The sequence below is a fragment of the Colwellia psychrerythraea genome (assembly GCF_000764185.1).
In the GTDB taxonomy this organism is placed as follows: Bacteria; Pseudomonadota; Gammaproteobacteria; order Enterobacterales; family Alteromonadaceae; genus Colwellia; species Colwellia psychrerythraea_B.
Map to the genome: position 1 here is coordinate 1 of NZ_JQEC01000047.1, position 24,158 is coordinate 24,158.

The following is a 24,158-nucleotide window of genomic DNA, read 5'->3' on the forward strand; positions in this document are numbered from 1 at the left end:
ATTCTGTGAAACATTTACAAATTCAAAAAACTACGGTTTTAGTCAAGTTTAATTCACTTGAAGGTGCAGAAACTGGCTGGAAGCTTGTTGGTTATCATGCTCACGAAGGGACCAAAGAAATGTATTCAGCACTCCTTTCTTCTCAAATGTCATCTAAAAGCATTACATTTAGAGTATCGGCAAGCGACTCAAGCTGCACAGTTCAGAATATTAGCAGTAGTCTGGAAATGGTTAAAACAATATAAAACGGAAATAAATTATCGATTATCTTATATTTTCAAATATGCCTAGTACTAAAGCTATAAGTCGTTCAAAAGGACAAATAACAGTTGGTATTTGCTCCTTCGTCGCTTATTTTAACCAAATGTTTTTAGCCTCTTAATGAGGCGTTATCGATACAAAATCTAATCCAACCTGTCCAATTAGCTGTAATAGCTAATGTCTGCTCTGTGGTAGCTACTGCCCTTTGAGCAGTCCGGTACGTACACTTTATGTTTTATTTTAGAAATTCAATATTTCAAAATATCTTAATGACAAGTTGGTGCGCAAAAGAGACATTCACCACAAGTATATTTGCCATAGATTTTCTAATGATTTTATGATGTTACTGAAAATTCTCAGTAATATTCAATTTTGTTAAAAACAACCACAAAAATAAAAGATAATAGTTACAGTTGGCTACGTTTCGCTGCCCACGATTCTAGCGATAATTTCACAGGGCATGGAGATTAAAATGAAAAAAGTAGTATTAGCATCAGTCTTATTGTTATCCATTGGTTTTGTTCAAGCTGCAGAATCAGTTCGCTGGGATAGCGCTTCATTATCATATCAATCTGTGGATATAGATATATTTAAGTTAACTGGCTTTGGTGTTTCTGGAACAAAATTGATTGGTGAAGATTTATTCATAACCGGAAGCTATTCTTCTGTATCTGGTGATAATGATGATGATAAATCAAGCAGCATCGCAGCTGTAGATTTAGATTTAAATACATTGTCTGTTGGTCTTGGTTATCGTCATGCGATCTCCAGCAAAATAGACTTGTTTGGTGTTTTTTCATACCAAAATATAGAAAACAAAATGTCTATTTACGGTAGACCGTTTGGACTAAATGGAAGTGAAAACGGTTTTGTTTTACAAGCAGGTATTCGTTCTTTAGTTTCAGAACATATTGAGTTAAGTGGTTCGCTTAGTTATGTAGATATTGCTGATGAATCTGATACTGGTTTTAATATTTCGGCAATGTATCATTTTACAGATCAAATTTCAGCTGGTCTTGGTTATGGAAAATATGATGATGCTAATTCCCTTAGTTTATCTGCAGTTTTATTCTTTTAACTTAAGCGAAACTAACAAGACGTTATCAATACAAAATCTAATCTAACTATTACAATTAGCTGTAATAGCTAATGTCTCCAATGTGGTAAAGTTGCTATTAGTTCTATGGTGCTTTGGGGCCACCGCGCTCTAGAAAAATGAACAATATGACTCTAAATGAGTGAGCAGAATCACTTGACCACTACAATTTCATATTTGGCCTTAGTGCAATTGCAATTGCACTTTGCTTCTTCATTGTAAAAGTCTACTTACACATTAGCCTCCTATTTTACGGGGGTAAAAAATGCAAATAATTTGTTACACTTATTTTCTTTATTAAAAAGGTATTAGCGAGTGATGATAACTGAGTATTTAAATGTCAATGCTTTAATTAGGATAAGCTCGGTTTATGATTCTAAACCAAATTAAAATAGAAAAGTCGCAGATACTTGACGGGATTGAAATTAAATCAGCTACATTTATAGACAAGATTTTTCCTTTTCATTTCCATGAAAATTGGAGTCTAGCTTTTATTGAATATGGCAGTGAAAATATTTCATTTGCAAATGAGTCTTTCTTGCTAAGCAAAAACGCCGTTTTGCTTATCCCACCAAATTCTATTCATAAACATTGGGGAAACAAGAACAGCTTGTGGCGCTACAAAGCTGTTTATTTAAACGATGATGTAATAAAAAATGTCACCAACACCCTTAATATTGATTATTCATTGCTATTAAATTTTCCTTACTTTATTACCTATGTCGATAATACATCTGAAATCAATGAATTTTATATTTTTGAAATATTAAAAAAGCTCTTTCTTGAGATTGCGCATGACAACGCATATTCAAATTACCTCCGCCCCATTCACGCTAATTTTGACGAGATTATTTGTTATTTGTCTCAACACTACAAAGAGTCAATTACGCTAGATAGTCTTGAAAAAAAATTCAAAATAAATAAATTTACTCTGCAAAAAAACTTTAAGAAAAAAATTGGACTTTCCCCTTCAGAGTACTTAATTGCAGCAAGAATTGAAAACGCAAAACAGCTATTTGATTCAAGCTCAAATATTACCGATATCGCAATTGATTCAGGTTTTTACGACCAAAGTCATTTCACTCATTCTTTTGTCAAGTACGTTGGCGTTACGCCAGGTATCTATAAAAAGAGTGTCAAGATTTTACAAGACTAAATGCAATACTGGCACTAAATTAGTCCTGATGATCATTTTTGAGGGAAACCAATGAATTTTCTAAGTCTCCTTTTTACTTGCTGTTGTTAGTATTAGTTACTATGCAAAGCTATGTTATAAAAAGATTTTAGAACCAGAAGACCAATGTTTTGGACAAAGCTACTTGGCTGACTCCCTAAATTTTTACATCTGACATTATTTCAATAAAAGATAGGTGTGAAGATGATATTGCGTATTCTCAATATTTGGCAACGCTCAATAACTCGTTTAATACAAAATATGGAAAAATTTATGAAATCTATTTTCTCTTCAATATCTCTGTTACTTTCTCTGTCGGTAATGAGTTGCGGTAGTTATGCCCAAGATGACGTTCCCATCCCAGATGGCCCCTATCTCGGTCAAACACCACCCGGCTCAACACCTGAGATTTTTGCACCCGGTATTGTTAATACAGAGGAATTTATTGAAATTCAGGGCATGTTCGGAGCGGATATGAATACCTTTTATTTCGTCAGGCGTGATGAAAAAGAAGTTTATTCCTTGAATGTCGTTGAGTATAAGAACAATCAATGGCAGCAATCTATTGTTAAACAGGGAGTGAGCGCGCCATCCATCTCTCCCGGTGGCGAGACCATCTATTTAAATAATAGCTATATTAAGCGCACCAGCGACGGTTGGTCGGAGCCAAAAAAACACGGCGCACCTTTCGATGATATCGACATTATGAGGCTTTCGGCTTCTTCCAACGGCACTTATTATTTTGATACTTTTACCCCAAAAACAATGGATACCCCTATTCGCTATTCGCGTTTGATAAACGGCAAATATGAGCAGCCGAAGTCACTGGGCCCGCAGTTTGGCATCGGCAGATACAATGCCCACCCCTTTATTGCAGCGGATGAAAGCTACATTATCTTTGATAGCGTAAGAGAAGGAGGCTATGGCAGATCAGACCTCTATATCAGCTTTCGAGCGGCAGATGGCTCATGGGGCCCTGCGATCAACTTGGGTGACAAGATCAATACCGCGCACTCTGAAAAAAATCCAAGTTTGTCACCCGATGGAAAATTTATCTTTTTCAGTTTGCGGACAAAAAGCGGAAACGAAGAGGTAAATATCAACTGGGTGGACGCACAAATTATTGAAACGCTCAGGCCCAAACTATAATCCATATATCAATTGCAGCATGAGCGACGCCAAAAGACAGCGCGCCTTCTACGGGCGTTATATGTACCTAATAAGTCGTTTATCGCCGTTAGAAAAAAAGTCATCTAAAAGTCATAAGGACGTCAGGTCTTTTGAAGCCGGTTTGGTTAAATTGACCGCTTGATCAATCACATTTAAGCGAAGTTAAATAATTCGTTTATTTCAAAACAAGGAAAACTCATGAAATCTATTTGCTTTTCAATATACCTGTTACTTTCTCTGTCGGTGATAGGTTGCACAAGTCATACCCAAGATGACCCTCCAGTGCTCGATCGCCCCCATACAATTGCTGTTAGTGCGGCGGGCACAAAAATTTATTTAACTGATAGAGAAGGTCAATCAAGTATTGAAATTCCAAATGTGACAGGTGATTACTTAGCTTGGTCGCCTGACGGAAAAAAACTTGCTTCTCGAAAATATCATGATGACGGAAATACTTGGTCTATTCATACAATGAATAGTGATGGTACGAATTGGAAACGATTAACTCATGAAAAAAATAAATGGGATAGTGTTCCTGCATGGACTCCAGATGGAAAAAAAATTGCTTTTGCAAGAGAATATAAGGATTCGGAAGGCGTTTGGCATGCTGAAATTTGGATGATGAATTCAGATGGTAGCGAAAAGACTCAAATAGAATCACTGAAAGGGAGTAACCCTCATTTTACTCCAAATGGGAGAATCGTCTTTGCTTCAGAACACAAAGATAAAAAAAATGAGATAAGCATCGCCGATAGTGATGGTAACAACACTATCCATTTGACAGATAATGAAGCTGAAGACTGGCATCCTGAAGTTTCTCCTGATGGCAAGCAAATCACTTTTATGTCTAAAAGAGATGGAAATCATGAAATTTATGTGATGGATATAGATGGTTCTAATCAAAAACGATTAACATTTAGTGATGTTGATGATTGGCTCCCATCCTGGTCTCCTGACAGTTCCGAAATATTATTTTCACACCACGCGGATACAGGATGGGATATGTATATTATGAATAAAGATGGTTCTTCATTAAGGAAAATTATCAGAGGTAGAGATGCTGTGTTTAAGCCTTAGCCAGATCCAAATAGTGAAGCATAAAACAATCGCAGAAAGGAGTACGGTAAAGGGAATCGTGCTTTCTGCGGGCGGTATATCCCAGTGTGAAAATAGAGGCATTTATGAAAATAATTTTCGTTTTAATTGCAATGATAGGACTTCAATCGACAGTATATTCACAAACAGAATATAGTAATCAGACATTAGCAGTAAAAAAGTGGTTCACTAATAATGAACTATCTGCCTTAGCCGAAAAATTTGTCGGTATTTCATCAAAACTAGGAAAACAGCATGGTTTATTTCCAGTAAAATCAACTGGAGTATCCACCCAAACTATTATTGACGCAGGCACAGATTTTTTAAAGGCTTTAACTCCAATACAAAAATTGAGAACTCAATTTTCTGTTGATGATCCCGAATGGAGAAAATGGTCAAATGTTGACAATGGAATATATGTTCGTCAGGGAATTAGTTTTGAAGAAATGACTAAAGAACAAAAAAAGAAGGCTTGGAAACTTTTACAAACCTCACTGAGTGCTGAAGGTGTAAAGTTAAGTAAAGATATTATGAAAACTGATCAGACACTCAGAGAACTGAATAATGATAAACTAAGCTACGGAGAAGAAAAGTATTTCATTACTATTATGGGTACTCCGTCAAAAACCGAACCCTGGGGTTGGCAACTAGATGGACATCATTTAGTCATTAATTATTTCATTCTTGGAGATCAGGTTGTTGTTACTCCAATGTTTTTAGGGGCTGAACCATCGGTTACTACATCAGGAAAGTATATTGGAAATTCAGTACTTCAGGAAGAACAGGATAAAGGTCTACTCTTACTCCAATCTCTTAATAAAGAACAGCAAAAACTTGCTATAATCGAACGAGAAAAAAACCGTGTAGACATCAAAGCTGAAGCGAATAAAGACAACTTAGTATTAGAGTACTCAGGAATTAAGGTTAAAGATTTTAACCCTGTCCAAAAAGAAAAGCTCATTGAACTCATTAAATTATTTGTTAATAATATACGTAAAGAACATGCACAAATACGTATGAAAGAGGTAATAGAGCACTTAGATAACACCTATTTCTCTTGGATTGGTGGAACGGATAATCATTCAGTTTTTTATTATCGCATACACAGTCCAGTGCTTTTAATTGAGTTCGATCACCAGCGCCCAGTGGGTAACCCAAATGAAGAATCAGGCAAACCAACTCGACAACATATTCACGTAATAGTACGAACACCAAATGGTAATGACTATGGGAAGGATTTACTAAATCAACATTTATCAACTCATAAGCATTAGTGTCATGTTCATTGTTATTTTGATATGAGCATTGGAACTACTATCTGATTTTATGTCTGCTTTGTGCTGTGAAGTAGCTCTTTTGTTAAAGGCCTCTTGGTGCGCTTTGCTGACATTAACCTTAAATTGTTTGCCATATATCATCTAATGAATTAGTTGTGTTATATTACTGAGAAATTTCCATAATAAGATGTTTACGAACGGAAAAAACAGTTTTTTTTTGTTCCTTCGTCGCATATTTAACCAGCTACTTTATTGGCTCTTAATTAGTTGTTAGATTTTCATATTAATCAAGGATAAATAATGATTCGTGTAATTTCAGTAATTTTACTCTCTATGATCTCTGTATTCGCTAGTGCCACTCAATATACTGGAACGGGTAATATTGTTAGGCTTGTTTCTATCCCAGGTGGAGATAATCGAGATTATATTGCAGTTTATAATTTCACTAGCGCTGGTAACTGTCCTGTTTCCTCTGGCTTGGTAATAGCTAAAATTCAAACTAGCGCCTCTGGTAATAGGGTGTATTCTTTGGCTCTAGCAGCTAAAGTTTCCGGAAAACAAGTTAAGCTAGTAGTTGATAATGCATTAAAAAATGATGAAGGTTTTTGCTACGTTAAATCACTAGAATTTGTTGAATAGAGGAAAACCTAGCTAGACGCGCCAGCTTGGCTTGACGTTATCGATACAAAAACTAATCTGAATCTGTTTTATTCGGTTATAGCTAATGACCGTTTTGTGGTAAATGCTGTCATGTATTGATCATGCCGCAAAGCGGAAGTTTCAAGTCATTTTCCCTAACCTCCGCTTCAAGCTCATTGTTGCCGTTGGTACCTATAACCTTAAACTATTAAATCAAAGCTAAAACGGCTACTTCAAATGCTTTGGCCCCATAGGTTTACTAAAGTAGCTTAATTCTTTTGTATAGAATCGATAGTTCAGCTAATTCATCTTTGTATTTTTTTGATAGTTCAGTAAAATAGTTAGTCTTTAACAGTTCTGTAAAGGTTAGTGATGAAACGCGTTGTATTATATATTTCAGATAAATGCTCCCATTGCCGTGAAGCTCAAAAATACTTGGATGATAATGGCATTAAATACAGATTAACAAATGCGAAAATGCAGCGCGGTAGAAAAGAACTTGACGCTATAGGGGCTCGGTCAGTACCTGCTCTTAAAATTGGTAATGAAGTAATGATTGGTTGGAATATAGAAAATTTCAAGAAACTCTATGCCGCTGATTAGGAGGTAGAATTATCTAATTAGAACATTGAGCAACCAATGGGCACAGAGCATCATATAATCAGCCGATTAGCATTATAACTCCATAATTTATCAATCAGCACAAGTATTGTTACTCAGCTTTCACTAGATAGTTCATATGTTTGCTTCGTCAGCATGTGGTGTGAGCGCTGCTGCTTTGATTAAAAACCTTTATGGCAACTATGCTGGCTCACTCGCCAGTTGGGGATAGTCAATCTGGATTGGTAGTTCATGCCTCTTGAAAACTCAAAGCCGCCAGTGGTTTGTTGTCTCTGAATGATCACAATCACCACAAAATAGACATTAGCTATTACAATTAATGGGTTAGATTTTGTGTCGATAACGTCCAAATTTGCGAATGACTGACGCGAAGCGTAAGGCGCTCCGCAATATTTGATTGTTATATATTTTGTTGAACCGGACTATTCTATACAAGTATGGGCTCGTTCTGGCAACTTTAACAGCCTCCAGCCCAGCGTTTTTTTTGCCGGGGGAACATTCTGTAACTTATTATGTACTTAGCTTACATGTTGTTGTGACTTTATTTGGAAAAAGCCGGTAGAATTCTTTTATAAACCTTGCTCAAAAAGACTTCTTCATCCCTATCATGGCCAGTAATCACAATACTTAAGTCAAGCTCTTCAACCGTAATAATGAATTGTCCACCACCACCCCAAGCCCAACTGGCACTGTAGCTTTTATCCCCGATTGTTATATCCGTTTGATAAAAAAAGTAGCCATAAAAATAATTTTTGGGCATCCAATCATATCCAGTAGGCGTAGTAATGCTACTTGTGGCCTTAGCTAAATAATCTGCTGAAATAAGCTGATCGCCTTGCCATTTTCCTTTATTGAGGAGCAAGCTGCCTAACTTAACCATATCCCTCGATGTCATTCTCACGCGCCAACCTGATTCGGGCAGACCACTCACTGTATGATCCTTCCAGTGATAATTTACAATCCCCATTTTGTCGAGAAGTTCTTTCTTGATGAATTCCTGAGCGGAACCAGGCACAACGGCGTCAATCACTTGCATCACCAAACCTGGGTTGTAGTTGCCATATTTATAGATCTGAGAGTCTGAGGTAATAGGTTTACTATGCTCAAGAAGGGATTGGACGAACCCTTGGCCTTTTAGCTTGCTAGAAGCCGTCTTTAATTCTTTGTTCTGTGCTTCACTGATGCGAAGCCCACCGTGCATGGTCAAAGCCTTATGGAGGGTGATTTTTTCTACGCCCTTAACAAACTTTGTTGGCTCTAAGTCCTTAAGAAAGCTGACTAAAGGCTTGTTTAGATCGGCCATTGTCAGATAGCCCAACTGAATAGCGCGACCCAGTATCAAGCTGGTGTAGGCTTTAACGGCTGATGCTTGGCCGTGTGGTAGGTTGACGCGGCCGCGTCGGTAATAAGATTCAAACAATAACTTGCCCTTGTAGGTGATAAGCAGACTGTCGTAGGGACTGTGTTTACTTTCGGCTATTTCCTCGGCAAGCTTGACAATCATGTCACTATTGCCGCCATCTACACCCAATTCACCCACTTGAACAGCGTCTTTTCTATCCGCTGGTGTTGTATCGATAAAGGCTTTTTCCAGATAGGGAAGGTCCCGCACTGAGATCTTGGCATCGGCGGCTGTGGCCTCTGGTGCTAGGTCATTATTTCCTCCGACGATTTTTCCAGCGGCGGCAACGGAAAATCCGCTTAAAAAAACGACGGAGAGTAAAATTTTGAAACTTAAATTGATGCTCATAGGTATCCTATCCTCTAGGTATAAAACAATTAATTGTGCTATTTATCTTTATTTTGAAATCAACGAATTATTTAACATTCGTTTGAATGTGATTGAATTAGCGGTCAATTTAACCAATTTGGTTTCAAAACACCTGACGTCCTCATGACTTTTAGATGATTTTTTTCTGACGGTAATAATCAACTTATTAGATGCATATAACGGTTATTATGGGGGCTTCTAAGTAATATGATAAAAGTGATTGATTAGAAAATATAGGGTAAAAACGTTGATGTAAGTGTCTTGTGTGCAACAAAGTGATCGTTACAAGTGAACATTGAACGCCGGCTATGGTGGCGAAGCGGACTATTTACTGTGATAAATAGGAGTCTAAACTAGGTCGGCTTTGTGTCTTGAGTTTAAATGGTAAAAATTATCCTTACCCCACAAGCAAATAATACGGTTGGTTTATATCTGGGCGGCCAAATTTGGCAAAGAGAAGTAAGTGGTGTTTTTGGTGAAAAAACACTCTAATTGATGTTAATTTAAAAAAAGAACAGCAAAGTAACTACTTTATTGCCGTTGTACACCCTGATCCTTTGCTACCTAATGTACGCATTTCACGTACCAAGCTTGATACCACAGGTAAAACTAACGAATTTGAGTCGATGGTGTATGTTACCACTAACATTAGTTTGCCATTGACGGGTCTAAGTGCATTTGCTCAGGGTGATTTTTATTAATAGATGACCATTCACTTTATGACTATCAAGTTGGCCTAAGTTATGATTTAGTTGATAATCGTAGAGTGGGTTTAAACCTGAGCTTAGGATATAGGGTCGTGAAAATGGAATTTGAAAATTTAGACTCTTTATTTACCGAACTTGAATTTTAAGGTACTTTTGTCGGCGTGATTGTACGCTTTTAAAAAGGCTCCATGGGGCTTTTAGCTAATGTCTGCAATGTGGTGTTTTCTGAAATTTTTCTGAGTTGAAAAGCTAATAGCAGGTATTCTTTTAACCGTAGCTATACTGTGTAGGTTGACTGTTTTGTGTTAGCCGTAATTTGTAAGGGAGCCGAAAGCAATGATCAACCCGTTGATTATTTCAATACTGGGGTATTTAAGAAAGCAGAACAGCTCTTGTTCGCTGGTTGATTTAGTGGCTCTTTGTCAGCAAGACTTTCGTTCGCTTATTTTAAAGGATGTTGATGCTCAGGTAGTCATTTTCCAAAAGAATTTTTTTGTTATGAATGCGCTTTATCAAATTCAACGTGATATTCAAACAGAGGGATTTTTACTTACTATTTTTCCATTAGAAATCTGTTTGATTCCGAATTGTGCAGGAGCTAAAAATACACTAACCACGCGCGACACTGATCTGGCTCACTACTACTTGGACTGGTCTAATTTGAATAACATCACTGTTGAAGAGGTTGAGACACTCTTTTCTAGCTTTTGGCAAAGATATCGCGCTGTAGATGATATTGATGCTGCTCTGACTACTCTTGGGCTCGATCAAGGTGTGGATTGGCTTGAGATACGTCAGGCTTACCAAAAGAAAATTATTATTAGTCATCCTGATAAAGGCGGTTGTGCAGATGACTTTATCGAAACCCGAGCAGCCTATGAGATTTTAAGATACAGTTACCATAGAACTTGATGTTTATTTCTTATCTCTTAATTCTTACCCCTTATCCAGAGTTCTGCTTAGGTACTAACGTTTATTGTCCGTTGTATTGATGTCTGACTAATATTAACCTCTTTTTCAATCTCTCGTGATGTTAAGCCCTCACCATGTAACTTCATTATCTGTAAATGAATAACCTCGGTAATAACATTAGGCAGGCCAAAAGCAGCAGCATAACCATTTTTACGTTCTTTCTTTTTAGCAATGAACGGCCTATTTGTGGGGAGGGCTGGTTTTCTTGTTGTATGAGCTACGGAAGCCATTGATGTAATTGGTTCAGGCATTACAGCAGGTATTACTGCAGGTATTGGTGCTGTTTTCTTATGTTCAACCAGTAGCGGTATTGCTTTACTTAATGCTTTTTCTACAGCGCGTGTAATGATATCTTCAAGTTCATCATGTGTTAATTTAATGATGTTGTTTTTTTTAGATGACTTCACTGTGACATGCTGTGACTTTTTATCTATTTTCTTTAACGACACCTTAGATAATGCACCAAAAACACGTATTAATTCAGTAGTATCAATTTGTGGTTTGCCTAAGGTATTAGCTACCATTGTTAGCTTTCCGTTAGCTATGTATCGCTGAATTGTTCTTCGTGACTTCTTTACTAGTAATGCGCTATCAGTGATATTGTGAATAGCCATACGACACCTTTTATATTGTTATTTTACTGCGACATATTAGAGACTTTGATGGGAGGTTAGTCAATACTGGATAAAAGAAAATCAATACTAATTTTTGGATTCATTGCTATAAATCAATCACACAGCTTTTAGTTTCTACTTTTAGGTATACAGTCCGAAAGTAAACATTAAATATACAAGGAGAGTAGTGTCCGTTGACGTATTTAAACATCCAGTTAGTTGAGATGGATTTGGTTCACAAAAATGGACCAATTTGTGGCAGCTACAGCTCTTTGAGTTTAACTTTAGAAAATTAATATCTCAAAAATATCGAAACGGCTTTGGCATACTCATTGTTGACCTAAGATATTGAAAAAATCAATGTATCCTTAGACCGAACAACTGACACAAGGTAACATCATATTCATAATTTATTCTCAGATGTTAAACTAGCTTTAATATTTTTGTGGTAACTCTTTATGCACTCCCAAACATTTAATTTTTTCTTTAAGTTTTTTAAAAATCTCGATGTTGAAACTGAAACTATTGAAAAGGCTGGCTCCAAATTAAAACTTATGGAACTTGAATCTTCGCAAGTGCTTTTGCATCAAGGTGAGTCTCAGCTATACGGATATTTAATTATTTCAGGAGTTCTGAGGGCTTGTTATTTTTCCGATATTGGTAGTGAGCGTTGCAAAGAATACTATTTTCAAGGAGAAATGAGTTTTTTGTACTCTGCTTGGTTAACTAATTCGCCTGCAAATTATCAGATTGATACGCTAAAACCATCGAAAGTTATACGCATACCTTTAGAGATATTAAACTCTAAAGGTTGGCAGTCAGCCAAATTAAATTTGTTGAAGCAACAACTTCTCTATAAGGAAGAAAAAGAGGTTTTTCTACTTCTGAAAAACCCTGAGGAGAGGTATCTTCATATGGTTAAATATTCTCCAATATGGTTAGGCAGACTTAACGATGTTCAATTATCGGCTTATATTGGTATAAGTCCCATTAGCTTGTCTAGAATAAAAAGTAGGATTAAAAAAACATCTAAAGAGTTTAAAAACTTAACTTAAGTTAATTCCTTGAGGCCTATTAAATTACATAATCACTCATAATTCAAACCCGTTTTATGAGGAAACTACATTGTCAGTGTTTATTTTGTCACAGCTACTAATTCTGGTAGCTATATTTTTTGATTTAGCGTCATTTCAATTTAAGAAACGCAAACAAATAGTTAGCTGCTTATGTGTCGCAGGTACTTTAATTTTTAGTCATTTTATCTTGCTCGAGCAATGGCCTGCTGCAGGGTTAATGTTGATTGCAACCACCAGATATTTCGTTAGTATTTTTACAACTTCAAAGTGTGTAATGTTAGTTTTTATATTTTGCTCATTAATAGTGTTTATATTTACTTTTATGGGAGTTATTAGCTTTCTATGCTTTACGGGCTCCGTATTTCAAACGGTTGCTTCTTTTAGTAAAAATGATAAAACATTAAGGCAACTAATGATTATTGGAACAAGTTTTTGGTTATTGCATAATTTTATTGTTAACTCTCCTGCGGCGGTCGTTATGGAAGCTTTATTTATTAGTAGTAATATAGTTGGTTATTACCGATTTTATGTAAGACCTGCGCGAAAATCATTAACAAGTAATTAGAATCTTAATATGAACTAGCTACTGGCGACTGATGGCAAAAAACGTGCTTTTGAGGAGATTTTAAATAAATGTGGTTAGAGCCAACTTAAAGACTCCGAACTCCATCTCAGTGAATAGATACTTTACTTGGTAAAGTATCAGTCAATCTGATTTCTGGATAGCGAGGACTGCCGTTTAACGTGGCGTTATTGATACAAAACCTGAACAGCTGGACACCTCAACCAACGATGATCGCAGTATGATACTTACATTCCAAGGTAATGCCTGAAAGTGCCATTTTTTAACATTGTATTTTAAGTTTTTATCTTAGCAATTTTATATAAATACACTGGGGACTTATAGAAGTCATCGAGTTGTATGGTTTTACTCGCTTGGAATGACGGTAGGGCGAAATTATTGCTTATAAGGTAATCCACACCTGCTTGTTCTTGTTGTAGTTTATCGCTGATTTTTGCCATCGCGTGTGGAAATAAATAACACACTAATACCGAGGCTGAAGATAGGTCTATTTGATAGAAGTTCTGTCGATGTAGGGTAAGGTTTTTTAAGCCTAAAAACTTCTTAATTAAGTTTGATATTAGCCAAGGCAGGTAAGATAGTTCATACCCGATAATTTGCCGATGAGGATATCGTTTGGCAATACGTATAACAAAGTTGCCCCAGCCACTACCCAGGTCAATTATGGTGCCAGAGCCAGTTTCATCGGCTAGTTGCATCATTGCTAGATAAGCTTTATTAGAGCTTGGCATTGGGGATATGCCTAAACTTACAGTGGTATAGATAATAGATACTGTTACGGCTGACACTATTAGCGCAAAAAATAGGGTTAAAAAGATATCAAATGTAAGCAAAGGAAATTCTCCAACGGGAAAGGTTAGTTTTCAGAATAGACACTATTTCACCTGTATTTTCTATTATTTTTTCAATTGTTTTTTTAATTATGTTTTCAACTCTGTTTCAACTCTGTTTCAACTATATTTTCTAGCAGAAAATCTAAGAAAACTCGGGTTTTAACCGATACCATTTCTCGCTTTAAATAAATGGCATAGGTCGAGCTGAGCTCTTCATAAGGGCTAAAAGTATATTTCGGCATAACGTGAACCAATGAGCCATCTTTTAGCTCTTTTCTAACAGCCCAGAGCGGCATTAACGTTAGCCCACCACCATTTAAAACTAGCTGTTTTTGACCATTCACCGAGTTAACAGAAATAGTATTTTTAATGGCTAATTTTGTTCTTTGTTTAGCCATTAAATACCAATCTTGCCAACGAGAATAACTGTAGCGAATACATTGATGATCTATTAGCTCTTCAGGGCTCTGTGGTGTGCCTTTGTTTGCTAAATATTGCGGACTAGCGCAGAGGAAAAAGTTATTGAGAGATAAGTGTTTGGCTATCATAGTGGAATCAACTAAACGTCCGCTGCGAATAGCAACATCTATATTTTCTTCAACAAGGTCAACCACGCGCTCAGTTAATTCTAGTTTGATATCAATATCTGGATACAGCAACATAAATTTTGGCATTAATGGCAGCACAATGCTTTCACCAAAACCTACAGTCATGCTTATTTTTAGTTTTCCTTTCGGTTTTTCGTGTAGGTCATTAACTGCTTTTTTAGCCTCATCAAACTCAGATACAATGCGCTGAGAATACTCATAATACTTTTGACCCGCTTCAGTTAAGCCTGTATTTCGAGTAGTTTTATTTAATAAACGTACACCAAGTTCCTGCTCAAGTACTGCCAATTGCCTTGAAATAGAGGAGGGTTGGACATCAAATATTCGACTCGCCTCTGAAATACTGCCAGTTTCCACCACACAGTTAAAATACAGTAATCGATTTAATGAACTCATCATTATTCCTCTCAGTGTTGGCTCTTAAACAAGGCCTGTTAAATAAGGACTCTTAGACACTTACTCTTATTGTTCATTACTTTAACTTTGCGTTGCTTTAAAAGCAAAAGTGATTTGTCAGTTGGGTAATGGTTTGTCTTGTTGGCAAGGCATAATATGGCCGCACTTAAACGAGCAAGCAAGTTGATTACCTTAGAAAGTACATAAATAAATTACAGCTACAGAGAGAAATATATGAAAGCAATGATCATTAAAGAAATAGGCAGCACAGACGTTTTTCAACTTGTTGAAAAAGCAATACCAATCGTTAAATCGGGCCATATGATAGTCGCAGTGAAAGCAACAAGCGTAAATCCAATTGATACTATGTTACGTTCAATTGAGCTGCCTTGGTCGGTAAATTTACCGGAAATTTTGCACGGTGATGTTGCCGGTATTGTTAGTGAAATAGGGGAAGGTGTTACTGATTTTAACGTCGGTGATGAAGTTTATGGCATGGCTGGTGGTATTAACGGTGTTGACGGTGCTTTAGCTGAATTTATGTTGGTTGATGCCCGTTTGATGGCTAAAAAACCTAAAAAATTAACCATGAAACAAGCTGCCGCTCTGCCATTAGTGGCGATCACTGCTTATGAAGCGCTGGTAGGAAAAATGAATGTGCAGACAGGTGACATGGTACTTATTCATGGCGCGACTGGCGGCGTTGGTCATATTGCGATTCAGTTAGCGAAAGTATTGGGCGCCAAGGTCACTGCAACTTATTCATCAGCTAACGAAGCACTAGCAAAAACGTTAGGCGCTGATAACTTAGTTGATTATAAAGCAGAGTCAGTTGCCGACTACGTGCAAGCTTTTACTACTGGTGTTGGCTTTGACAAAGTTTTCGATACGGTTGCCGGCGATAACATTGAAAAATCCTTTGAGGCAGCTAAGTTCAATGGTCATGTTGCAACAATTTTGCCTATTGCCGATCCTTTGCAAATAGCCCTTAAAAGTTTGTCATTCCACAGTATTTTGATGCTTATTCCATTATGTCACGGCATTAACCATGAATCACATGGCCGTATCCTTACTGAAATCGCAACCTTGGTAGATGCAGGGAAAATCACACCTATTATTGATAAAAGTGACTTTTCCATTTGGGACGTTGCCAAAGCTCATGACCACATGGCATCGGGTAAGGCGGTAGGAAAAATCACACTTACAGCATAATTTTCTACAGGACTAAATTAAACTGAATTAGATTCAGCTTAATTTTAAGAAAAGGTACTAATGATTCATTAGTACCTTTTCTATTTTTATCAAACAAAGGGTTAAATATTTATGCCATTTATTCAGCCAAAAATTCTCGGTAGAGCATCAATAGGTGTGCAGCACTCCAACTAAAATTGGTAGCGCCTTGTACAGCACCGGTTTCAGGATTGTAGTTTTCTCTAATGGTGCCATTTTCATTCAAACCTTCGGCATTATTAAATAACTTCTCTGCTAAGGTTTTAGCTTCTTGATGATAACCATAATTATCAAGGGCGATTAAGCCAAAATAAACTTGGTCTAACCAAACACGGCCACGCCAGTATATATCAGCATCATAAGCAGGATTTGTTAAGGCCGCGGTGCCAAGCGGAATCGTGGTATTAAATTCGTTACTTTTTAACATAACGTTTTTGACTCGTTCAGCTTTATCCTCGTCGGCAATTTTTGCCCATAATGGACTCCAACCTTCTGGTCCTCTACCACGTGCCGTTAACAAAGTACCTACGCAGCCATTTTTATCGATTTTGTCACTCTTCATATTAGTGACGGTAAAACTGCGGTCATAGTAAAAGCCACTCTCTTCATCGAAGAAACATTGATTAATACGTTTTGCCAATGCTTTAGCTTCATGCCGGTAACTTTCTGCGAGTTTTTTCTGTTGCAGTAGCTCTGCCATATTGGCCAATAATGTTTTTTCATGAGCAAGATAGGTATTTAGCTCAACCGATTCTTGATTGATTGAGAACCCCAGTAAATCACCGGCGTTATTAGTGTTTTGATAGAACATCACTTGCCAGTCTTCACGGGCTTTTATTCGATCACCTTGATATTTTTCCTTAGCGTAATCTGCTAATTGCTCGGCATTGATAAAACCGAATCTTGCGGCATTATCCATGCCTGACTCCCAACCAGCACCATGTTGAGCGCCAATATCAATATCATCGTAATCGCTGCGGGCGATAATGTTTTGGTAAAGGCTAATGCCTGTACAAAGATACCAATCTTCATCTGCACTTTTGCAGGCCTTTAAATCAATAGCAGAGTTATTCGGTTTAGTTAAGTAACGCACTTTAAAGCTGATATCGCCTTGTTGGTTATTATGGTACCTATGTTTAGTGGCACCATATTCAACTAAACCGTTTTTGTTATGATCTCTGTTGCGATACCACCATTGATGATAACGCTGTAATTTAGGTAACATTTCTTCGATAAAGCTAACATCTTTTGTCGCTTTATATATCTCCCATACCGCCCAACTTGCCAGTGGTGGTTTAGTGTTTCTTTCATTCCAATTACCGCCATCACCACCGCGGGTTTTGTCTTTGTTGTAAAATATGGCGTCAATGACCATACCTTCATCTTGTGGCCTGATGGCATCATCTTTTTGAATTTGATAAGCAAACATTGCACGAACATTTTCTTTGGCGATGTTGCTATTAAAGTGCGCCATGGCATAAGCATGTTTCCAACTGTCCCATGCCCAAACGCCATTAAACCAACGGGCGGTAACTGACGGGGTAACGCCGTCATGGCTTAAATTACCCGCGGGGCTACGCCAATTACCATTAAGGGTTTCAACGGCTTTTATGGCGACTTTATCTTGTGCGGGACTGCGCTTGCCTACCGCCATAGCCTTGTCTAGGTACTGTTGCCAGCGGCGCTTTGTTGCTAATATTTTTGCTTGAGGGTTTTCTAAAGCTGTTTTGATAAAAGCTTGCTCAGCATCTGCTTCGCTTTGATTATGGAAATAACTTTGTGTGCTAAAAATACTGCTACTGCTATTTTTAGCAATATTGATTGTGGCTGTGCTCTGGTAACTATGCTGTTTTTGTTTGATCGTTGTTTTAGTGGGTAGTGAGCGGCTAATTTGATATTGCGCAGTCTTGCTGGTCATAATATTCCAGGTATTACGCACTTCGCTAAAATGAAAAGTTAGACCGTTAGTATTGGCTGTTAAACTTCTTTGCCACTGTGGTAGGGCTTGTTTAATTGTTTTTTTATCATCCCATTTTGACAGTAACTCACCTTGCCAAGTCAGTGCTAAAGCAAGCTTGTCACTGGTATTATTTATAATTTTTGTTTCAATAACCGCTGTTCGGTCGCTAATAAAGTGTAAATTAAGCTCAAGTGTTAATTGTTTAAAAACAAAACTTTGCTGTAACTCACCTGGCTTAGAAGTTCGGCTGATTTTTGCCTGTGAGAAGTCTAATACTTTTTTATTGGCTAAATCAGTTAGGGTTAATTGCTCTAATTTTTCAGCAATAAATAAGCTGTATTCTTCGGCGATAACCATAGGGCCAGTAAAGGCGGCATAATTGTTTTTCTGCTCAGGCAATAAAAAACCGTGCCAAGCGCCTAAATCAAACAATGGGTTAAAGCGTTGGTTTTGGTATTTATCGTATTCTTTATGCTGTGTTGGTGTACCCGCTCTGTCGATGACATCGCTGGTATTACTTGTCGTTGCTAAGCTAGGGGATGGAAATAACAATGACATGAGGGATATAAGTGTTAATGCTAACGATGTATTTCTAAATAATGGCATTGAGCTTCTTCTTAGTTGAACTTGGTATTAGATTTTTAATGAGCAAGTATTATTTCGCAGTTTGATGGCATAACTATGAAGCAATAAGAGTATATTGTATACCTTTTGCTTTTTTGAGAGGTGAGGGGTCTAATAGAGATAAGTGAAATGGAAAATTTAAGGGGACAATAAAAAATATAAAGAAAACCTGCAAGGCAGAGGAAGCCTTACAGGTTGAACATTTTTCGCGTATCAATCACTTAGCTTTAATGACTTACCTCGATACGCTCAATCAGTGATTCTAGTTTTTCTGATGATGGGCCCATCAGATAGTCTAATTGCACCAATAAGTTTTTATTAATCTTATCGCTTTCTTTATATTTCCACTGTTTTAATGCCGTAACAGCGCTTTTATCAAAGACATAAGCTGGTTTAGCAATAACCACTTCTACATGACTTACTGAGCCATCGGCTTCTACATCAAACTTTAATACTACAGAGCCTTCGGTGCCCGCTTTAGCTGCTGCAATAGGATACTTAGGCTCTATTCTATGGGTAGGGGATAAACCAAGAACAACTTTTTTAGTTGTAACCTTGCTACCTTCATCTTGATGTAATTGATGACCAGCATAACTAACGCCAGCCAGTAATGAACTTGATATTAGAGTAACTAAGCTTAGTTTAGCGACTTTAGTGATGGTGCTCTTTGTTGAAAATCCTTTTGACATCTGTTTTATTTGTTCTATTCGATTAAACATAAAGTGTTGTTCTCCGTTTTGCTTAAAACTATTCATAAAACTAAGTAAGGTAAAAGCGTTAGGTGGAGCTGTTTCTGCCGCTAGTACCAGTGCTTTACAGTATTGGATCCTGGATTGGGTATGCTTTCGCGCCAAAACAACTTGGTCACAGGAATGCTCTTGATCTTGACGAAATGCCGCATAAGCACGCCAAGCTAGCGGATTGAACCAGAATAGTGCTAAGAGCATAAGCGCTAGCTGATTCGTCCACATATGGTGCTGAGAGAAGTGACACATTTCATGACTGATAATCAGCTGTTGCTGTTCAGGGGTATAAAGTGTTTCAAAGTCCTCAGGAATAACTAAAACTTGTTTGAATAATCCGATAAGCATTGGGCTATGAATATGACTGCTTTGTGCAAGTACTAACTTTGTTATGCCACTTTCGGTTATTTGTTGTTGATGTTTATTATCAGCTAAGAATTCTAATTTTAACGCTTTGCGATAGTTGAATTGCGTTATAGCCCAGTAACTTATAAGTAAGGTGAAACCTAAGGCCCATGTGCTGCTGAGCCATAAACCTAACAGCTTATCTATTGATAAGTGCTGATTTATACTCTGGCTTGGTGTCACTAAGTAACGCTGCATTAAGCCATATTGAGATTCAATAGCTGTTAGTTCACTTATGTTTAACCAGCTTAAGTGTTGCCAAGGAAAGGGCAATGAATAAAGCACTAAACTCAATGGAATAACCAGCCATAAATTATAAACCGTATTGGCATCAATACTTTTTCTTAACGGCTTGCGGATAAGCAGCATTAACGATAACAAAACGGTTAGTGGCAGCAATAAATTAACTAAGGCGCTAATCATTATTTTTCTCCCAATCAGAAATCAATGATTTTAGCGCGCTTATATCGTCTTTATTAAGCTCATTTTGTTTGGCAAAACCAGCTACCAAAGGCGCTAACTTACCGCTAAACATACGCGCTACTAAGCTTTTACTTTCTTTTAATGTGTAGGCTTCGCGCTCTAACAAGGGGGAATATAAATAATGACGTTGCTGTTTTTCAAAACTTATAGCTTGCTTTTTTACTAGACGGTTTAGCAATGTTTTTACCGTTTTATCATGCCATTGCTTATCCTGACTTTCGATACCTGTTGCATTGGTATTTTCATTAAGTTTGGTAATTATATCGTTCGCGCTAGCAGGGTGGTTTTGCCACAAGGCTTCTAATACTTCAAATTCGGCATTACTGATTTCAGTCATCTCATTTCCAAGTTTTTTCTAGGTTTTGATTCTAGGTAATATTAACTATTACAAACGTAATCGATGAGTTAAGATTACATTTGTAATCTTAACTGTCAATTGTTATTTTTATTAAGGTTAGTTATTTTAAGCAAGGGGTTTAATAAAATGAAGATGATAAGTATTTTGTTGATGTGCTTTTTTATTTTGTCGTGTTCTTCAACAAAGGTTCACCTTTACACGCGTTATTTATCAGCAGAAGAAGCTGATGCAGTTACTAAAAATTTAGAGCAACTAGGCTTTGATGTCATAGCCAATACTCTGGTTTTTCCTGACGGTATTGAGCAATCTACCTTGCTTTATTCGCCATTTGTTGAAGGGGAAAACAGTTTAAATATTTTAATAGATACACTAGCTGATATAGGTTGGGTTATGCCTAATGTGCAGCCAATCTTTGCTGGCAATCACTATTACACCAAAAATAGTGTTGGTCTGCTGTTATTGCCCGATGGGGGCAGGCAAAGTGATAAAGTGATCAGGCAAGATCTTGCCAATGAATATAAAAGTAAAGCGTGTGATTCAGCGATCAAACTTAGGCTAAATAATGACGCTAGTTATCAATTTCTATACCCGAATAAAACTGACAGTCAAATGGAACAACTAACGGGAACGTGGCAGATCACAAGTTACCCTTATATTGAGTTGACCTCATTGAATAAAGTGTGGCGTTTCTACTATGAGATTCAAAAAAGCGCTATAACGGATGTGGTAGGGAAAGTAGAGGTTATTGAATTAAAGCCATTAGATGATCATTACACATTGCCCAAATGTAGTTTTTTTTATGGCTTAAGGGCTTAATTTTATTTCTATATTTATAAAAGAAAAAGCGTATTAACTAAGCTAATACGCTAATAGTATTTGACTACGAGTTGGCGACTTAAGGCTGCGGATAACCATTTCTTGCTTCAAGCAAGCGGTACCAATCGGCATGATTATAGACAATGGATAAGGCTTGTTTCGCCGCGACAATTCGCTCTGGCGTAGTTGAACCAATGATAGGACAGATATTGGCTGGATGTTTAAGTAACCAAGCTAAAATAAGTTGCCAAGTTGAGCAGTTATATAACTCCGCTTGTCTTGCTAATTCAGCGGCAATGCGTTGTTCATCAGCTTTTGAGAAAGTATTTCCCCAAGCAGGGTAAACGACTCCACCAAGTGGACACCAAGCGATAGGTGTAATGCCTAGCTGCTGACACTGATCTAAACTGCCGTCGGTCAAGCTGCTGATATTATGAATATTAATTTCTATTTGATTAACCAATAATGGCTTATCTAAAGCTGATTGCAATAAGCTCAGTTGTGAAGGAGAGAAGTTACTTACGCCAAAGTGTTTCACTTTTCCGCTTGCTTTTAGTTGCTCAAATGTTTGCGCAACTTGCTCGGCATTAAATAAATAATCAGGACGATGCAGTAAGAACATATCGAGGTAATCAACATTTAATCGTTTTAGTGAGTTTTCAACACTGGTTGTTAGGTAATCTGCTGAAAAGTCATAACGTTGTGGATCAGGACGAATGCCTGCTTTTGAGGTAATAATAAGTTGCTCGCGAATATCTGGCGTTTCTTGTTTAAGCTCAGTTAATAACTCACCAAATAAGCTTTCACAGTGACCAGCGCCATAAATATCAGCATGATCAAAATGGGTATAACCCACTTCAAGTGCAGTCCTAAGTGCCAACTTACCCTTAGTTTTATCCGCAGGAGTATTATCACCGGCAATGCGCATACAGCCATAAATAAGGCGTGAGCTGATGACCTTTGAAGAGTTAAATTTTATTTTTTGCATTTTATGCCTTTGTTTTATAATTATGTACCGTGGTTAAAGTGACTGTAAAAACTCATCATGGCTAGGCAGTTTCTCTACCGTACGATTGATCAATGTTTTCAAACTTGCCATTAAATCGGTCCGTTGTTCAATGGATAAAGTATCAACCAAGGGATGATAATCTTCAGGGATATTACCCTGGCCTATCATCACTTGCTGCCAGGCTATTTCAGTAAATAAGTCATCAGGTTTGCAAAAGACTTTACCCGTTTTTTTAAATAATTCTATTTTTGTAACTAATGATTCAGGTATATCCATGCGCTGACAAGCACGCCAAAACTCACTATCGCCTCGGTTGTTAAGTTTGTAATGCAAGATGATAAAATCACGAATGCCTTCCAGTTCAACTTTAGACTGAGCATTAAATTCATCAACCTCTATTTGTTTAATACCGTTATGCGGAAAGAACTTCATTAATCGTATGGCAGCGGTTTGAATTAAATGAATATTGGTGGATTCAAGAGGTTCAAAGAAACCACTAGATAAACCAATGGCTATAACATTGTTATGCCATTGTTTACGACGGCGACCGGTTTTAAAAGGGATTACTCTTGGCTCTGCTAGCGCTTTACCGTCAAGATTATTGAGCAGTAATTCTTTCGCTTCGTCGTCGCTCATGTGTTTACTTGAATACACTAAACCATTACCCGTTCTATGTTGCAGTGGAATACGCCATTGCCAACCAAAATTATGTGCGGTTGAACGAGTATAGGGTTCAATTGGTTCAACTTTTTCACAAGGAACTGCAATAGCACGATCACAAGGCAACCAGTGTGAGTAATCTTCATAACCGGTACTAAGGGTTTTTTCTATTAATAAAGCAGCAAGTCCGCTGCAATCGATAAATAAATCACCGGCAATATTGGTATCGTTTTCAAGTGATAAGCTGTTGATAAAGCCAGAGTCAGTATGCTGATTCACTTTTGTGATAGTACCTTCAATACGCTTGACTCCCAAATTTGTTGCGTGTTTACGTAAAAACTTAGCGTATAAACCAGCATCAAAATGATATGCATGGGCGATACCCGGTAAATTAGTATTGGGAATGTTATTTATTGGGGCAAATTTATGCTGTTTCGCTGCTTGGTAATTCAGTGAAAAATCCCAAAAGCTACTCGTATCAATAGTGCTACTGGCATTAGCGTTACCTCGTTTATCCTGCTGCGCCCGTAGCCAAAAATGATTAAAATCACAAAAAGGGAGTTTTTTACCTATCTTGCCAAAAGCATGCATATAACTATCGCCATTTCGATGCCAATTATTAAACTCTATGCCTAACTTAATGGTACCTTGGGTCGCTTTAATAAAGGCTTTTTCATTAATACCAATAGCACTGTTAAAATTAATTATTGGTGGGATAGTCGCTTCGCCAACACCGATGATGCCTATTTTGTCAGACTCTACTAGGCTTATTTCGAGGGTTTTACCTAAGGTTTTTGCTAGTAAAGATGCAGTCATCCAACCGGCAGTGCCACCACCGACAATAACAACTTTTTGAATCTTATCTTGCATATGACTTTGACTGTTAGTTTGTTGCATTGGACTTTCCTTAACCTGACCATAAATCTTTATTGTTGAAATAAAAAGCCCTAGTAACACATGTTCACTAGGGCTTTTAT

Annotated in this window: 23 protein-coding genes; 13 read left to right on the forward strand and 10 right to left on the reverse strand. The window is 37.3% G+C overall.

Going from position 1 to position 24,158, the window contains the following annotated elements; genetic code table 11:
• From GAB14E_RS25370 to GAB14E_RS05850, 8 genes are all read left to right on the forward strand, one after another.
• A partial coding sequence (locus GAB14E_RS25370; RefSeq protein WP_033083535.1) for a hypothetical protein occupies positions 1-245 on the forward strand: 245 nt, incomplete at its 5' end.
• Between the two features lie 488 nt (positions 246-733).
• A complete protein-coding gene (locus GAB14E_RS0123295) occupies positions 734-1,339 on the forward strand; it encodes a porin family protein (RefSeq protein WP_052093913.1) in 606 nt (201 codons plus the stop codon).
• 388 nt (positions 1,340-1,727) lie between these two features.
• The gene (locus GAB14E_RS24265; RefSeq protein WP_052093915.1) at positions 1,728-2,513 is read left to right on the forward strand and encodes an AraC family transcriptional regulator; all 786 of its coding nucleotides are present in this window, start codon (positions 1,728-1,730) and stop codon (positions 2,511-2,513) included.
• Positions 2,514-2,804: 291 nt separating this feature from the next.
• On the forward strand, positions 2,805-3,680 hold the full coding sequence (locus tag GAB14E_RS05870) for a TolB-like translocation protein (protein ID WP_033083597.1): 876 nt from the start codon (positions 2,805-2,807) through the stop codon (positions 3,678-3,680).
• Between the two features lie 219 nt (positions 3,681-3,899).
• Positions 3,900-4,778, forward strand: a complete 879-nt coding sequence (locus GAB14E_RS05865) for a TolB family protein (RefSeq protein WP_033083536.1) — start codon at positions 3,900-3,902, stop codon at positions 4,776-4,778.
• Between the two features lie 104 nt (positions 4,779-4,882).
• Positions 4,883-6,070, forward strand: coding sequence for a DUF3500 domain-containing protein (locus tag GAB14E_RS05860; protein ID WP_033083537.1), 1,188 nt, complete (start codon positions 4,883-4,885; stop codon positions 6,068-6,070).
• Positions 6,071-6,373: 303 nt separating this feature from the next.
• Positions 6,374-6,712, forward strand: a complete 339-nt coding sequence (locus GAB14E_RS05855) for a hypothetical protein (protein ID WP_033083538.1) — start codon at positions 6,374-6,376, stop codon at positions 6,710-6,712.
• A 372-nt stretch (positions 6,713-7,084) separates the two neighbouring features.
• Complete coding sequence (locus GAB14E_RS05850; RefSeq protein ID WP_033083539.1) at positions 7,085-7,315, forward strand: glutaredoxin family protein; 231 nt, start codon at positions 7,085-7,087, stop codon at positions 7,313-7,315.
• 559 nt (positions 7,316-7,874) lie between these two features.
• Here the strand turns inward: GAB14E_RS05850 and GAB14E_RS05845 are convergent.
• Positions 7,875-9,083 (reverse strand): serine hydrolase domain-containing protein, encoded by a 1,209-nt coding sequence (locus tag GAB14E_RS05845; RefSeq protein WP_033083540.1) that lies wholly within the window; start codon positions 9,081-9,083, stop codon positions 7,875-7,877.
• 547 nt (positions 9,084-9,630) lie between these two features.
• Positions 9,631-9,753 (reverse strand): hypothetical protein, encoded by a 123-nt coding sequence (locus GAB14E_RS25570; RefSeq protein WP_269429126.1) that lies wholly within the window; start codon positions 9,751-9,753, stop codon positions 9,631-9,633.
• A 394-nt stretch (positions 9,754-10,147) separates the two neighbouring features.
• Between GAB14E_RS25570 and GAB14E_RS05840 the strand changes: the two genes are divergently transcribed.
• Positions 10,148-10,723 carry a DNA-J related domain-containing protein gene (locus GAB14E_RS05840; RefSeq protein WP_033083541.1) on the forward strand — a complete coding sequence of 192 codons (576 nt, stop codon included), beginning with the start codon at positions 10,148-10,150 and terminating at the stop codon, positions 10,721-10,723.
• Positions 10,724-10,770: 47 nt separating this feature from the next.
• Here the strand turns inward: GAB14E_RS05840 and GAB14E_RS05835 are convergent, their stop codons facing one another.
• Entirely contained in the window at positions 10,771-11,397 is a 627-nt protein-coding gene (locus GAB14E_RS05835) for a hypothetical protein (protein WP_033083542.1), read from the reverse strand.
• Positions 11,398-11,855: 458 nt separating this feature from the next.
• On the opposite strand from GAB14E_RS05835, the gene GAB14E_RS05830 reads away from it, so the two are divergent.
• Both GAB14E_RS05830 and GAB14E_RS05825 read left to right on the forward strand, forming a co-directional pair.
• Positions 11,856-12,452, forward strand: coding sequence for a Crp/Fnr family transcriptional regulator (locus tag GAB14E_RS05830; RefSeq protein WP_033083543.1), 597 nt, complete (start codon positions 11,856-11,858; stop codon positions 12,450-12,452).
• Between the two features lie 70 nt (positions 12,453-12,522).
• Positions 12,523-13,038 carry a YgjV family protein gene (locus tag GAB14E_RS05825; protein WP_033083544.1) on the forward strand — a complete coding sequence of 172 codons (516 nt, stop codon included), beginning with the start codon at positions 12,523-12,525 and terminating at the stop codon, positions 13,036-13,038.
• 293 nt (positions 13,039-13,331) lie between these two features.
• Here GAB14E_RS05825 and GAB14E_RS05820 read toward each other — a convergent pair whose 3' ends face one another.
• Positions 13,332-13,889 (reverse strand): class I SAM-dependent methyltransferase, encoded by a 558-nt coding sequence (locus GAB14E_RS05820; protein WP_331386602.1) that lies wholly within the window; start codon positions 13,887-13,889, stop codon positions 13,332-13,334.
• 95 nt (positions 13,890-13,984) lie between these two features.
• Positions 13,985-14,893 carry a LysR family transcriptional regulator gene (locus tag GAB14E_RS05815; RefSeq protein WP_033083545.1) on the reverse strand — a complete coding sequence of 303 codons (909 nt, stop codon included), beginning with the start codon at positions 14,891-14,893 and terminating at the stop codon, positions 13,985-13,987.
• 234 nt (positions 14,894-15,127) lie between these two features.
• Between GAB14E_RS05815 and GAB14E_RS05810 the strand changes: the two genes are divergently transcribed.
• The gene (locus tag GAB14E_RS05810) at positions 15,128-16,105 is read left to right on the forward strand and encodes a zinc-dependent alcohol dehydrogenase family protein (RefSeq protein WP_033083546.1); all 978 of its coding nucleotides are present in this window, start codon (positions 15,128-15,130) and stop codon (positions 16,103-16,105) included.
• 118 nt (positions 16,106-16,223) lie between these two features.
• On the opposite strand, the gene ygjK is transcribed toward GAB14E_RS05810, so the two are convergent.
• The 3 genes from ygjK to GAB14E_RS05795 all read right to left on the reverse strand — a co-directional run bounded on the left by ygjK (position 16,224) and on the right by GAB14E_RS05795 (position 20,675).
• Positions 16,224-18,689, reverse strand: a complete 2,466-nt coding sequence (ygjK, locus tag GAB14E_RS05805; RefSeq protein WP_033083547.1) for an alpha-glucosidase — start codon at positions 18,687-18,689, stop codon at positions 16,224-16,226.
• Between the two features lie 245 nt (positions 18,690-18,934).
• The gene (locus GAB14E_RS05800; protein ID WP_033083548.1) at positions 18,935-20,278 is read right to left on the reverse strand and encodes a M56 family metallopeptidase; all 1,344 of its coding nucleotides are present in this window, start codon (positions 20,276-20,278) and stop codon (positions 18,935-18,937) included.
• Positions 20,271-20,675: a BlaI/MecI/CopY family transcriptional regulator gene (locus tag GAB14E_RS05795; protein WP_033083549.1), complete on the reverse strand. Its 405-nt coding sequence runs from the start codon at positions 20,673-20,675 to the stop codon at positions 20,271-20,273. Before GAB14E_RS05795 ends, GAB14E_RS05800 begins: the two co-directional genes overlap by 8 nt.
• Positions 20,676-20,822: 147 nt before the next feature.
• Here GAB14E_RS05795 and GAB14E_RS05790 point away from each other — a divergent pair, with 147 nt between their 5' ends.
• The gene (locus GAB14E_RS05790) at positions 20,823-21,512 is read left to right on the forward strand and encodes a hypothetical protein (RefSeq protein ID WP_033083550.1); all 690 of its coding nucleotides are present in this window, start codon (positions 20,823-20,825) and stop codon (positions 21,510-21,512) included.
• Positions 21,513-21,591: 79 nt separating this feature from the next.
• Here the strand turns inward: GAB14E_RS05790 and GAB14E_RS05785 are convergent, their stop codons facing one another.
• Positions 21,592-22,500: an aldo/keto reductase gene (locus tag GAB14E_RS05785; RefSeq protein WP_033083551.1), complete on the reverse strand. Its 909-nt coding sequence runs from the start codon at positions 22,498-22,500 to the stop codon at positions 21,592-21,594.
• 33 nt (positions 22,501-22,533) lie between these two features.
• Positions 22,534-24,051, reverse strand: coding sequence for a tryptophan halogenase family protein (locus tag GAB14E_RS05780; protein ID WP_033083599.1), 1,518 nt, complete (start codon positions 24,049-24,051; stop codon positions 22,534-22,536).
• Positions 24,052-24,158 lie beyond the last annotated feature (107 nt).